General features: G+C 69.9%; 12 protein-coding genes, 1 tRNA gene and 1 pseudogene. 7 read left to right on the top strand and 7 right to left on the bottom strand.

The features are described from left to right. Window positions 1-84 precede the first annotated feature (84 nt). Window positions 85-726, top strand: a complete 642-nt coding sequence (locus ACTJI8_RS12425) for an NAD(P)-dependent oxidoreductase (RefSeq protein WP_440733749.1) — start codon at window positions 85-87, stop codon at window positions 724-726. Between the two features lie 119 nt (window positions 727-845). On the opposite strand, the gene ACTJI8_RS12420 is transcribed toward ACTJI8_RS12425, so the two are convergent. Then, complete coding sequence (locus ACTJI8_RS12420; RefSeq protein ID WP_440733748.1) at window positions 846-2,150, bottom strand: DUF4032 domain-containing protein; 1,305 nt, start codon at window positions 2,148-2,150, stop codon at window positions 846-848. A gap of 82 nt (window positions 2,151-2,232) precedes the next feature. Beyond that, on the bottom strand, window positions 2,233-3,336 hold the full coding sequence (locus ACTJI8_RS12415) for an ABC transporter ATP-binding protein (protein ID WP_440733747.1): 1,104 nt from the start codon (window positions 3,334-3,336) through the stop codon (window positions 2,233-2,235). A gap of 284 nt (window positions 3,337-3,620) precedes the next feature. On the opposite strand from ACTJI8_RS12415, the gene ACTJI8_RS12410 reads away from it, so the two are divergent. Together ACTJI8_RS12410 and ACTJI8_RS12405 are read left to right on the top strand one after the other, a co-directional pair. Then, window positions 3,621-4,595: a DsbA family protein gene (locus ACTJI8_RS12410; protein ID WP_440733746.1), complete on the top strand. Its 975-nt coding sequence runs from the start codon at window positions 3,621-3,623 to the stop codon at window positions 4,593-4,595. Window positions 4,596-4,694: 99 nt separating this feature from the next. Next, window positions 4,695-4,767: transfer RNA gene (locus ACTJI8_RS12405), tRNA-Thr, on the top strand. Between the two features lie 53 nt (window positions 4,768-4,820). On the opposite strand, the gene ACTJI8_RS12400 is transcribed toward ACTJI8_RS12405, so the two are convergent. Further along, window positions 4,821-5,474, bottom strand: coding sequence for an SOS response-associated peptidase family protein (locus ACTJI8_RS12400; RefSeq protein ID WP_440733745.1), 654 nt, complete (start codon window positions 5,472-5,474; stop codon window positions 4,821-4,823). Between the two features lie 73 nt (window positions 5,475-5,547). Between ACTJI8_RS12400 and ACTJI8_RS12395 the strand changes: the two genes are divergently transcribed. Further along, window positions 5,548-6,537 carry a DMT family transporter gene (locus ACTJI8_RS12395; RefSeq protein WP_440733744.1) on the top strand — a complete coding sequence of 330 codons (990 nt, stop codon included), beginning with the start codon at window positions 5,548-5,550 and terminating at the stop codon, window positions 6,535-6,537. A 157-nt stretch (window positions 6,538-6,694) separates the two neighbouring features. On the opposite strand, the pseudogene ACTJI8_RS12390 reads toward ACTJI8_RS12395, so the two are convergent. Next, window positions 6,695-7,234 (bottom strand): annotated as a pseudogene (locus ACTJI8_RS12390) (nitroreductase family protein); the annotation flags it as partial. Beyond that, window positions 7,231-7,647, bottom strand: coding sequence for a peptide-methionine (R)-S-oxide reductase MsrB (msrB, locus tag ACTJI8_RS12385; protein WP_440733743.1), 417 nt, complete (start codon window positions 7,645-7,647; stop codon window positions 7,231-7,233). The gene msrB and the pseudogene ACTJI8_RS12390, both read right to left, overlap by 4 nt. A gap of 106 nt (window positions 7,648-7,753) precedes the next feature. Here msrB and ACTJI8_RS12380 point away from each other — a divergent pair, with 106 nt between their 5' ends. The 3 genes from ACTJI8_RS12380 (at window position 7,754) to groL (ending at window position 10,429) form a co-directional block, all read left to right on the top strand. After that, window positions 7,754-8,011: a DUF3263 domain-containing protein gene (locus ACTJI8_RS12380; RefSeq protein ID WP_440733742.1), complete on the top strand. Its 258-nt coding sequence runs from the start codon at window positions 7,754-7,756 to the stop codon at window positions 8,009-8,011. 73 nt (window positions 8,012-8,084) lie between these two features. Beyond that, window positions 8,085-8,690 (top strand): LytR C-terminal domain-containing protein, encoded by a 606-nt coding sequence (locus ACTJI8_RS12375; protein WP_440733741.1) that lies wholly within the window; start codon window positions 8,085-8,087, stop codon window positions 8,688-8,690. A 119-nt stretch (window positions 8,691-8,809) separates the two neighbouring features. After that, window positions 8,810-10,429 (top strand): chaperonin GroEL, encoded by a 1,620-nt coding sequence (gene groL, locus ACTJI8_RS12370; RefSeq protein WP_375908136.1) that lies wholly within the window; start codon window positions 8,810-8,812, stop codon window positions 10,427-10,429. Between the two features lie 97 nt (window positions 10,430-10,526). Here the strand turns inward: groL and ACTJI8_RS12365 are convergent, their stop codons facing one another. Next, window positions 10,527-10,814: a WXG100 family type VII secretion target gene (locus tag ACTJI8_RS12365; protein WP_440733740.1), complete on the bottom strand. Its 288-nt coding sequence runs from the start codon at window positions 10,812-10,814 to the stop codon at window positions 10,527-10,529. Window positions 10,815-11,019: 205 nt separating this feature from the next. Continuing rightward, entirely contained in the window at window positions 11,020-12,726 is a 1,707-nt protein-coding gene (locus ACTJI8_RS12360; RefSeq protein WP_440733739.1) for a sensor histidine kinase, read from the bottom strand. Between the last annotated feature and the right edge of the window lie 2 nt (window positions 12,727-12,728).

The following is a 12,728-nucleotide window of genomic DNA, read 5'->3' as shown; positions in this document are numbered from 1 at the left end:
AGGCGGAATAGACGACGGCCGTGGGGCCTTTCACCTCCCGTACCCGGTGCAGAAACAGCCGGGATCGGAACGGAAGGAACGCGCATGGCTCGCATCGTCGTCATCGGAGGGACCGGCTACGCCGGCCGCCACATCGTCCAGGAAGCCGCGTCGCGCGGGCACGAGGTCGTCTCGATCTCGCGCTCCGAGCCGTCCGCTCCCGTCGACGGTGTCACCAACGTGCAGGGTTCGGTGACCGACCTCGATGCGCTCGGAGACGTGTTCGAGAACGCCGATGTGGTCGTGTCCGCGCTGTCCCCGCGCGGCGACATGGAGCAGGCGGTCATCCCGGCACTGACCAACCTGGTCGACAAGCTCAGCGGCACGGGCACGCGGGTGAGCGTCGTCGGCGGCGCCGGCGGCAGCCTTTCGGCGCCGGGCGGTCCGCGTCTGATCGACCTCGACTTCCCCGAGGAGTACAAGCACGAGGCGCAGGTCGGCATCGATTCCCTCGCCGTGCTGCAGAACGCCGACGCGTCGCTGGACTGGTTCTTCGTGCACCCGGCCGAGGTGTTCGGGCCGTGGGCCGAGGGCGAGCGCACCGGCTCCTACCGGGACGGCGGCGACGTGGTCGTGCGCGACGCCGATGGCAACTCGACCATCTCCGGCGCCGATTTCGCGATCGCTGTCGTCGACGAGATCGAGAACGGCAAGCACCGCCGCGAGCGTTTCACCGTCGGCTACTGACGGCATCGTCCCCCGGGCGACCGCACCTGACCGCGAGACTTCAGTGGAGTAACGAGACTGCACGCCAGCGCTGCAGTCTCGTTACTCGGATGGAGCCTCGCGGCCAGTGTCGCGCCGTCTCAGACCAGATCGCGCCAGTCGATGTCGCCGGTGTCGTCCGAGACCGGGACGGATCCGGTGATCACCGGCAGCGACATGGTCTCGGTGGGCGGCCCCATGATCGTGGCCTCGTCCCGCCGGTGCCGCAGCACGTCGTTGATGTACGAGGTGAGCACCTCGGCCAGCGGCACCGACCGGCCCTGCGCCTGCGACATGTACCAGCGGTGCTCGAGCACCTGGTGGAACACCTCGGCCGGTTCCAGCTTGGCGCGCAGGTCGTAGGGGATCGCGCGCACCACCGGTTCGAACACCCGGGTGAGCCACTCGTGCGCGTACATCTCCTCGTCCGCCCACTGCTTGGTGGAGCGGGCCCGGAACTCGTCCAGGTCGTTCAGCAGTCGCCGGGCCTGGTTCTCCTCGACGTCCAGGCCGGTGAGGCGGATGAGGCGGCGCTGATGATGGCCGGCATCGACGACCTTGGGCTCGATCTCGACCCTGGTGCCGTCGGCGGTGGTCTGGATCGACATCTCGCCGATGTCGAAGCCGAGCGCGTTCAGCTTCTCCACGCGCTCCGTGATCCGCCAGGCCTCGCCCGCAGCGAAGGACTCGTGTGCGGTGAGCGCGGCCCACAGGGCACGGTAGGACGACACGATGCCGTCCGCGATCGCGACCGCGTCCACGCCGCGCTCGAGCCTCCCGCCTGCGGCGAGGTCCAGGATCTCCCCGGCGATGTTGGTGCGGGCCAGATCCAGGTCGTACGCGCGCTGACCGTCGGTCAGTCCCTCCTCGTGCAGCTCGCCGGTCTCGGCGTCCACGAGGTAGGCGGCGAACGCCCCGGCGTCACGGCGGAACAGCGCGTTCGACAGCGACACGTCGCCCCAGTAGAAGCCGACGTTGTGCAGCCGCACCAGCAGTAGCGCGAGTGCGTCGACCAGGCGGGTCGCGGTGTCCGGCCGCAGCACGCGCGTGAACAGCGCCCGGTACGGCATCGAGAAGCGCAGGTGCGAGGTCACCAGCGCCGCCGGCAGGTGCTCGCCCTTGCCGTCGGCGCGGCCGGCGATGACGGCGACGCGGGACACGCAGGGCACATCGAGGCGGGCGAGGTTGCCCAGCATGTCGTACTCGCGGCGCGCCATCTGCTCCGTGGTCTCCTTCACGGCGACGACGGATCCGGACAGATCCGCGAAGCGCACCAGGTGCCGGGACAGGCCCTTGGGCAGCGACACGATCACGTCGGACGGCCACTTCGACAGCGGCTGCGACCAGGGCAGCGACAGCAGACCGGGATCCACGGCACTCGCCGTGATGGTCAGAGCGTCCTTCAACGGTGCTCCTCGGGGGGATCGACGGGGAAGACGACGACGCGGCGCGGGGGAGATCCCCCGCGCCGCGTCGATCAGACGGTGATCAGGAGGCGACGATCGGCTTGTCGTTCAAGCGGGCGCCGGACTCGACGTCGAAGGCGTGCACGTGACCGGGGTTCGCGGCGAGGGTGACCGTCTCGCCGGCGTTCGGGTGGTTGCGGCCATCGACGCGGGCGACCAGGTCGGCGCGCTTGCCGTTGATCTCGGTGTGGCCGTACAAGTAACCGTCAGCGCCGAGCTCTTCGACGAGGTCCACCACGACCGACAGGCCCTTGCCGTCGGCGGGGCCGACCGTGATGTCCTCGGGGCGTACGCCGACCGTGACCTGCGAGCCGTTCGCGCGTCCGACCGTGTCGCGGTCCAGCGGCACGACCTCGGTGCCGAAGCGGACGCCGCCCTCGGCCAGGTCGGCCGCGAACAGGTTCATCGCCGGAGAGCCGATGAAGCCGGCGACGAACAGGTTGTTCGGCTTCTCGTACAGGTCACGCGGCGTGCCTACCTGCTGCAGCAGACCGTCCTTGAGCACCGCGATGCGGTCGCCCATGGTCAGGGCCTCGGTCTGGTCGTGCGTGACGTAGACCGTGGTGACGCCGAGGCGGCGCTGCAGGGACGCGATCTGGGTGCGGGTCTGCACACGCAGCTTCGCGTCGAGGTTCGACAGCGGCTCGTCCATGAGGAACACCTGCGGCTGACGCACGATCGCGCGGCCCATGGCGACACGCTGACGCTGACCACCCGAGAGGGCCTTCGGCTTGCGGGTCAGGTACGGCTCGAGGTCGAGGAGCTTGGCGGCCTCGAGGACGCGCTGGGCGCGCTCCTCCTTGCCGACGCCGGCGATCTTGAGCGCGAAGCCCATGTTCTCGGCCACGGTCATGTGCGGGTACAGCGCGTAGTTCTGGAACACCATCGCGATGTCGCGGTCCTTCGGCGGGACGTCGGTCACGTCGCGGTCGCCGATCAGGATCCGGCCGGCGTTGACCTCTTCGAGGCCCGCGAGCATGCGGAGCGAGGTGGACTTGCCGCAGCCGGAGGGGCCGACCAGAACCAGGAACTCGCCATCGGCGATCTCGATGTTCAGCTTGTCGACCGCGGGGCGGGTGCCGCCGGGGTACAGACGGGTGGCCTCATCAAAGGTCACAGTTGCCATTGTCTTCTCCTTCACCGGCAGGTACGTGCCGGACGATCCGTAGTGAAAAAGCGACGAGGATGAACCCGCCGTGGCCCGCCATCGGGCCGGGATCAGTATGACATGAGAGCTCCGGCGAGGTCCAGCATCGTCGGTGAAGCGCTTTCCGGGGCAGATCTCGCAGGGTCCGGCCAGGGGTCGTCTGGTCATTTCTCAGCCTGCCTGGCTAGCATCGAACCCGTGCCGCGCCGCGCCCGTCGGCAGCAGGCCACAGGGATGCCAGTCCCGAGAAACCAAGAGGAACGATGTCGAGCGACGAAACGCCGAACGTCCCCACTCCGCCGCATTCGCGTGCGGCCGTGCGGGAGAAGGCCCAGCAGGTGAACGCCCAGCAGTCCCGCGCCCGGATCATCCGACGTGTGATCATCGCCGCGGTCGCGGTCATCGTGGTCGGCGCCGCGGGAGGCGCCGTGGCCTGGGCTGTGGGCTCCGCCGTGTCGAAGCCGTCGCTCACACCGTCGAACCTGCAGGACGACGGTGTCGTCGTGACCAAGGAGGATCTGGCATCGGTGCGCGCCGGATCCGGGAGCACGCCCACGCCCACGCCCTCGCCGAGCACGGCGGGCAGCGCGGCGCCGACCGGATCCGCCTCGCCGACTCCCGATCCGACCGCCACGGCCGACGCTGTCGACATCCATGTCTACGTCGACTACCTCTCGCCCGGCGCCAGCGACTTCGAGCGTGCGAACGCGAAGCAGCTCGCGACCTGGGTCGATCAGGACGCGGCGACCGTCACCTATCACCCGGTCGCGTTGCTGACCGCGAACTCCAACGGCACCAAGTATTCGCTGCGCGCCGCGTCCGCCGCCGCCTGCGTCGCCTCGATGCAGCCCGAGGTCTTCTACGCGTTCAACCACGCCCTGCTCGTCGACCAGCCGAAGCAGGACACCGACGGCAAGAGTGACAAGGAGCTCATCGCACTCGCGATCTCGAGCGGAGTGAAGGATGCCAAGGGCCTCCAGACCTGCGTCGAGGAGAGCACCTACGACTCCTGGGTGAAGGACGTCACGCAGCGCGCCGTGGACGGCCCGCTGCCCGGCTCCAAGAAGGGGGCCCTGAGCGGCGCGCCCACGATCGTCGTGAACGGCCAGGTCTACGCCGGATCGCTCACCGACGCCGCCGAGTTCAGCCAGTTCGTGCTCTCGGTCGCGAGCGACTCGTACTACGGCACGCCCGGTCCGACGCTCTCGCCCACGCCGTCGCCGTCCGCCGCGAAGTAGCGCGTGCGGCCGTCCGGCTCCGGACGGCGTGCACGCCGACAGCGCGGCGAATTGCTACGCTGTGGAGCGGTCGCGCCCTCACGGCGCCGGCCATTCCTCGCCTCCTTAGCTCATCTGGTAGAGCAGCGGCCTTGTAAACCGCAGGTGGCCGGTTCGAGTCCGGCAGGAGGCTCCGATTCTTCCTCCGCGGGCATCATGGTGCGGACATGACGCATCCGCGGGTGCTCAGAACAGTCGATCCGTGCCCTTGTCATCCGCGCGCGGCGTCGCGGCCACCCGCGCGGTGATCTCGGCGGAGGCCAGCAGCGCCTCGTCGATGAGCTCGCGCGTGGCGTCGCCGCTCAGCCAGTCCCGGGCGAATGCGGCCGGCAGCAGCATCGGCATGCGGTCGTGGATCCCGGCGAGGCGCTCGGGCGCCGGCTGCATCACGATCGAGTAGCACGTGTACCAGGAGCCGTCCTCGGCGCGGCCGCGCTGGGTGATCGCGGCCATGCCGAACAGGGCGCCGTCCAGTCCGAACTCGTGCCACGCCTTCTGCGGCTTCTGCATCTCGTACCAGCTCGTGGCGGGGACCAGCGCCCGCCCCTTCAGGCTCCCGGGACGCTCCTGCAGCCGTTCGGAGCGGGTGTTGATCGAGGGGAACCGCGACGGCCGGCCGTCGACGAGGAATCCCCACCAGGCCTGCTCGAGCTGCGGTTGCGCGGACTCCGAGGGCAGCAGGATCGGATTGAGGTTGCGCAGCAGTCGTCCGGTGGGGCGCAGAGTCTCCTCCGCGTTGCGCCGCGCCCAGGCGCGGATCCCCTCCATGAGTTCGTCGTCGGCTTCCTCGATCAGCTGCTGATCGCTGAATCGCGGATCCAGGCCGTAGCTCGCGCACATGGCTGGAGCGTACCTCGGGCGGGGGACGTCGGTGCGCTCGAGAGCGATTCCGCGCCCGAGTAGGCTCATAACGGTGATTGTGCCCCCTCTGAAGCCGCGCCGTGGGCGCATCGTGCTGGCGCTCGGCGGTGCGGTCGCCATCGGTGCGATGACGGCGATCCAGGCGCGCGTGAACGGGCAGCTCGGAGTGCGTCTGGACAACGGGATACTCGCCGGGTGGGTGTCGTTCGCGGTCGGCCTGATGCTGCTGAGCTTCCCCGTGCTGCTCACTCGTTCGGGACGCGCGGGGCTCGGGCGTCTCTGGCGGGGGATCCGCACCGGCGGCGTGCGCTGGTGGATGCTGCTCGGCGGCGCCTGCGGTGCGCTGACCGTGTCGACCCAGGGCCTGGTCGCGGGCATCCTCGGCGTCGCCCTTTTCACGGTGGGCGTCGTGGCCGGCCAGACGCTGCACGGACTGCTGCTGGATCGGGTCGGATTCGGCCCGGCCGGCGTCGTCGCCATCACCCCGGGGCGACTGCTCGGCGGTGCGTTCGCGCTCGTCGCCGTCGGCGTCTCGCTCGGCGGCGACGTGCTCGCCCGGGCGCCGCTGTGGATGCTGGTGCTGCCGTTCCTCACCGGAGCGGGCATCGCGTTCCAGTCCGCCGTGAACGGCCGGCTCGGTCAGCGCATCGCCTCGCCGCTCGCCGCGACCTACATGAGCTTCTTCGGGGGCGTGCTCGTGCTCTCGGTGTCAGCAGGTGCGAGCCTGCTCGTGACCGGAGCTCCGGAGCCGTTCCCCGCCGTGTTCCCCGCAGACCTGTGGCTGTACCTGGGCGGGCTGCTCGGTGCGTCCTACATCCTGCTGGGCGTGATCATCGTGGCCCGCACGGGAGTGCTGCTGATGGGGCTCGGTGCTGTCCTCGGTCAGCTCGTGGTGTCGGTGCTGATCGACATGATCTGGCCGCCTGCGGCCGGCCCTGCCGCATGGCAGGTGGTCGTCATGGTGCTCGCGGCGGTGCTGTCCGTGCTGGCGGCGCTGCCCTGGGGGCGTCGCCGGGTCAGCCCTGTTCCTCGGTCTTCCTGAGCCGCCGCTGCTTCTTCGCAGTCTTCTCGGCCTTCTTCCGGGCTTTCCTGGCCGCCTTCTTGGCCTTCTTCTTCTTCACCGTCTTCTTGGTGCACTTGTCGGGTTCGGTGGAGTCGGCGGGGTCGCGCGGACTGTCGGACGGCGCAGCGTCGTCGGGCGCGCTCTGGACGGGCATCCGGCTCAGCACCGATTCCGCGTCGAGCACCTGGCGTCGCCCCGGCTCCTTGCCTGGCTTGCCGCCCACGTACAGCCAGCCCAGAAGCTCCTCGTCCGGACCGAGTCCGTGCGCTCGGGCCACGGCTGCGGTGCGGGTGTAGCCGCCGGTGCGCCAGATGACTCCCCAGCCGGCCTCATCCAGCAACAGGCTGAGCACGTGCGCGACACCGGAGGCGACGGCCTCCTGCTCCCAGCGGGGCACCTTCTCGCTGTCCCGGTAACTGGCGACGACGGCGATCAGCAGGGAGGCGCGCAGAGGCTTGGACGAGGGCGAGTCGTCGCCCGTCGTCGCTGCGATGGCCGCACCCAGTCGTTCTCGGTCCTGTCCACGCAGCTCGATCAGACGCCAGGGCCGCAGCGAGGAGTGATCCGCGACGCGGCCGGCGGCCGCGATCAGCGGCAGCAGCTGCTCGCGGGTCGGCGCGTCCGGGGTCACCTTGGACCAGGACTGCCGACGGCGAACGGCTTCGAGTGCGCTCATGCCCCGGTCGCGGAATCGTCCGGCTGGAACGACAGCGCGATCGAGTTCATGCAGTATCGGTCGCCGGTCGGCGTGCCGAATCCGTCCGGGAAGACGTGGCCCAGATGCGAACCGCAGTTCGCGCAGCGCACCTCCGTGCGCAGCATGCCGAGACTGTTGTCCTCGATCAACTCCACGGCTTCAGGCCGGACCGACTCGTAGAAGCTCGGCCAGCCGCAGCCCGAGTCGAACTTCGTGCCGCTGCGGAACAGCTCGGCGCCGCACGCGCCGCAGGTGTAGAGGCCGGCACGGTGCTCGTCGAGCAGCTCGCCGGTCCACGCCCGCTCGGTCGCGGCCTCGCGCAGCACGGCGTACTGCTGCGGGTCGAGCTCGGCCCGCCATTCGGCGTCGGTCTTGGTCACGCGGTGCGACATGGATCCTCCCGGGGTCGGATCCATTCTCGCGCGTTCCTGGCCGTGGAGGGGCGGCGGCCGGGCGCGCCGTCCGGGCCGGGCGCCGACGGCGACGTAGCCTGATGGGGTGACCGACCTCCTCAGCGACCGCGAACGTGTGATCCTCGCGTTCGAGGCGCGGCGCCCCGGGCACTCCAGCGCCAAGGAGGAGGCGATCCGCGCCGAGCTGGAGCTGACGCCGGCGCGCTACTACCAGCTGCTGGACCGGGTCATCGAGTCCGAGCAGGCGCTGATCGCGGATCCGATGCTGGTGCGTCGACTGCGCCGGATCCGAGACGACGCGGCAGCGCGGAGATCGGGTCGCACCGCGCTGTCCGCCGGCTGAGGCGCAGCCGCGCTCGAGATCGACGGCCTGTCGTTCACCGAAACCGCAGCAGGACCCCGGATAACATCGGGGGATGCCAGAATCCGCCCGCGACCGATTCGACGTGATCCCGCACGCGCAGGGACGCGTCGGCGCCCACCGTGCCGAGAACCCCGGGATGCGCGGCTGGTTCGTGCTGCTGTGGGCCGCAGTGGCGACGGCGGTGCTGATCGCCGTCGGGATCTTCGCCGCGATGCTCGCCATGGGCCGGATCAGCTTCGACGGCGGTGCGCCGGTGCCCACGGCATCGCCGACCGCTACCGTGGCGGCGCCGACGCTGGACACGTCGTACGCCGTCCTGGTGCTGAACGCGACCGGCGTGAACGGGCTCGCCGCGAGCACGCGCGACACGATCGTCAACGCCGGGTTCGCCGGCGGCTCCGTGGCGGCGAGCGATGCCGACACCCAGGACTTCCCCGCGACCACGGTCTACTACAAGACCGAGGCGGACAAGCCTGCGGCCCAGGCGCTGGCTGCCCTCATCGGCGCGACGAAGGTCGCCCTGAGCGATCGGTACGGCGACGACGTCGTGACCGGCCAGAAGCAGCTCACCGTGGTGCTCGGGCTCGATCTCGCGAAGAACGCACCGACCACGGAGCCGACCCCCGCCGACACGTCGGGCGACGGCTCGGCGGGCTGAGCCCGGACGCTCTCTCTACGGCTTGCACTCACAGGGGTCGAGTGCCAGACTGGGTTTAGCACTCGACTGATCTGAGTGCTAAAACCCAATGTCTACGTCCAGGAGGGACGACAGAACTCATGGCAAAGATCATCGCTTTCGATGAGGAGGCCCGTCGCGGTCTCGAGCGCGGCCTGAACATCCTGGCCGACGCGGTCAAGGTGACCCTCGGCCCGCGTGGCCGCAACGTCGTGCTCGAGAAGAAGTGGGGCGCCCCCACGATCACGAACGACGGCGTGTCCATCGCCAAGGAGATCGAGCTCGACGACCCGTACGAGAAGATCGGCGCGGAGCTCGTCAAGGAGGTCGCGAAGAAGACCGACGACGTCGCGGGTGACGGCACCACCACCGCAACCGTGCTCGCCCAGGCGCTGGTCCGCGAGGGCCTGCGCAACGTGGCCGCCGGTGCCGACCCGATCAGCCTGAAGAAGGGCATCGAGAAGGCCGTCGCCGCCATCACCGCCGAGCTGCTCGCCTCCGCCAAGGAGATCGAGTCCAAGGAGCAGATCGCCGCTACTGCGTCGATCTCCGCCGCCGACCCGGAGATCGGCGAGCTCATCGCCGAGGCCATCGACAAGGTGGGCAAGGAGGGTGTGGTCACCGTCGAGGAGTCCCAGACCTTCGGCACCGAGCTCGAGCTCACCGAGGGCATGCGCTTCGACAAGGGCTACCTGAACCCCTACTTCGTCACGGACCCGGACCGCCAGGAGGCTGTCTTCGAGGACCCGTACATCCTCATCGCGAACCAGAAGATCTCGAACATCAAGGATCTTCTGCCCGTCGTCGACAAGGTGATCCAGGACGGCAAGGAGCTCGTCATCATCGCTGAGGACGTCGAGGGCGAAGCCCTTGCGACCCTGGTGCTGAACAAGATCCGCGGCATCTTCAAGTCCGTCGCCGTCAAGGCTCCGGGCTTCGGTGACCGCCGCAAGGCGCAGCTGCAGGACATCGCGATCCTCACCGGCGGCACCGTGATCACCGAGGAGGTCGGTCTCAAGCTCGAGAACGCGACCCTCGACCTGCTGGGCCGTGCGCGCAAGGTCATCGTCACCAAGGACGAGACCACGATCGTCGAGGGTGCCGGAGACGCCGAGCAGATCGCCGGTCGCGTGACCCAGATCCGTCGCGAGATCGAGAACACCGACAGCGACTACGACCGCGAGAAGCTGCAGGAGCGCCTCGCCAAGCTCGCCGGCGGCGTGGCCGTCATCAAGGCGGGCGCGGCCACCGAGGTCGAGCTCAAGGAGCGCAAGCACCGCATCGAGGACGCCGTCCGCAACGCGAAGGCCGCCGTCGAGGAGGGCATCGTCGCCGGTGGTGGCGTCGCCCTGATCCAGTCCGGCACGAAGGCCCTCAACGGCCTCGAGCTCACGGGCGACGAAGCGACCGGCGCGAACATCGTGCGCGTCGCGATCGAGGCGCCGCTCAAGCAGATCGCCCTCAACGCCGGTCTCGAGCCGGGCGTCGTCGCGCACAAGGTCTCCGAGCTCCCCACGGGTCACGGCCTCAACGCCGCGACCGGCGAGTACGGCGACATGTTCGCACAGGGCATCATCGACCCGGCCAAGGTCACCCGCTCGGCGCTGCAGAACGCCGCGTCGATCGCCGGCCTGTTCCTCACCACCGAGGCCGTCGTCGCCGACAAGCCGGAGAAGGCTTCGGCCATGCCGGCCGACCCGTCCGGCGGCATGGACTTCTGAGTCCAGCCCCCGTTCGAGAAGGCCCCCGGGATTCGTCCCGGGGGCCTTCTCCGCCTGCGGAGCCGCCCACGAAAGCGCATCCTCGGCAGGGGGACACTCAGTGGAACAGCGCAGTGGAGTCGTTCTCGGCCTGCGCGTAGAGCTGGCCGGCGGAGCCGAGGGCCTGGGCGATCGCCGCGAGCGCCTGCTCGACATGCGCCTGTGCGCCGCGCCACTGCTCCACGGCGTTCTGACACGCGACGGAGGCGCCCCCGCTCCAGGACGACTGCAGCTGAGTGAGTTGCGACGTCATGGCGGCCGAGTCGCTCTGCAGCCGCTCGCTCGTGGCCTGAACGGACAGCCTGGTGGTGAAGACGGCGTCAGTGTCGACGGTGAAAACGGACATGAGGATCCTTTCGTCGTGGTGCATCGGATGCATCCGACGTTAGGGATCCGGTGCCTGTCGATAGGGGCCGGTCGCGCAACCGGTGCGGAACCTTCGCGGGGTCCGCACTGTGCGGATCGATCGAGGACGCCAGCCGCCGCCGGGCTCAGCGCGACAGGTCCAGCGGCCGCCGGGCTCAGCGGGACAGGTCCAGCGGCCGCCGGGCTCAGCGCGAGAGGTCGAGCGGCTCGATGGGCTGCGTGTCCTGCAGCAGGTGCTCCGGCGTCGCCTGCGCCGGTGCGAGCGGCAGCGACACGGTGAACGTCGCACCGCCGCCCGGTGTCTCGGTCACCTGGACCGAGCCGTTCAGCGCACGCACGATGGACGCGACGATGGCGAGCCCCAGGCCCGCGCCGCCGGTGTCTCTCGTGCGCGAGGAGTCGGCGCGCCAGAAGCGCTGGAAGATCTGATCCCGGATCTGCTCGGGGACGCCCTCACCGTGATCCACGATCGCGAACCAGCCCACGTCCCGGCGCCGGTCCGCGCCCACGACCACCTCGATGGGGGAGTCGCCGGGGGAGAATCGCCGCGCGTTGCCGAGCAGGTTCGCGATCACCTGGCGCACCTTGTTCTCCTCGCCGAGCACGATCGGCGGCGTGGAGACGGGAGCGACGACGGCCTCGGAGAAGTCGATCTCGGGAACCGGGCCGCCGTCGCGCGGGCGCCGGCGCAGGATCGCGGGTATGCGACCGCGCGGAGGCGCCGTGCGTGTTGTCGGGGTCGGCCGTGTGATCGCCATGTGTGAGGGCACGGGCAGGTCCGTAGGGTGCGCCTCGGCGGTCATGTCGACGACGGTGACCGGGCGCTCGGGCGCCGCCGCGCGCAGGTCGAGCGCGGCGTCCTGCGCGAGCGGGCGAAGATCGAGCGGTTCGATGGTGAGTTCGCGCTGCTCGTCCAGGCGGGCAAGGGCGAGCAGATCCTCGACGAGCACGCCCATCCGCAGCGCCTCCTTCTCGATCCGGTCCATCGCGCGCGCAGTGTCCTCGCCGGGCTTGATGGCGCCCATCCGGTACAGCTCGGCGTAGCCGCGCACACTCACCAGCGGCGTGCGCAGCTCATGGCTGGCGTCGCCGACGAAGCGCCGCATCTGCTGCACAGAGCGGTCGCGCTGGGCGATCGCCGCGTCCAGCCGGTCGAGCATGGTGTTGATGGCGCCGTTCAGCCGCCCCACCTCGGTCGTCGGCTCGAGGTCCGTGAGCCGCTGACTGAAGTCGCCCGCGGCGATCGCCATGGCGGTGGACTCCACCCGGCCCAGCCGGCGGAAGGCGAGCGTCACCAGCCCCCGGGTGGCGAGCGCCGCGATGATGATCGTCACGAGCGCCACCGTGGTGAACACCCCGAAGAACGTCGCCAGTATGCGATCCGGCTCGTCCAGCGACACCGCCACGATCTGCGTGTAGGTGATGTTGGTGCTGGGGTCCTCCCGCACCGCCACAGCGGCGCGGAACTCGGATCCGTCCGCGCCTCGCAGCACCATCGGATCCGTCCGTCCGGCTTCGAGCGTCGCACGGGCCAGAGGGTAGGCGGTCGGGAACTCGGGCTTGCCGGCCTTCGGCGCGCCGCCCCCGGAGTACACGAGCGCGCCGGCCGTGTCGTAGACCGCGACGAAGTAGTCCGCGAGGCCCAGCGTCTCGTCCTTAAGTGTGACGCTGAAGGTGCCGTAGCCGTCCGGCGTGATCGTGGCGAGGTCGCTGGTCACGAGCGTCGGCAGCTGGGATTCGACGTTGTCGATGAGCAGGTTGCGCAGGATCGGCATGGTGCCGATGCCGGTGACGACGAGTCCGAGCGCGAGCACGCCGACGGTGACGCCGGTCACCTTCGCCCGAAGGCTGATCCGGCGCCACCATCGCGTGATCGCGTCGGGCTCTGCCATCC

Source organism: Microbacterium sp. 22303 (assembly GCF_052045265.1).
GTDB lineage: Bacteria > Actinomycetota > Actinomycetes > Actinomycetales > Microbacteriaceae > Microbacterium.
Note: the sequence above shows the minus strand (reverse complement) of the source record. Positions and strands in the feature narration are given on the sequence as shown.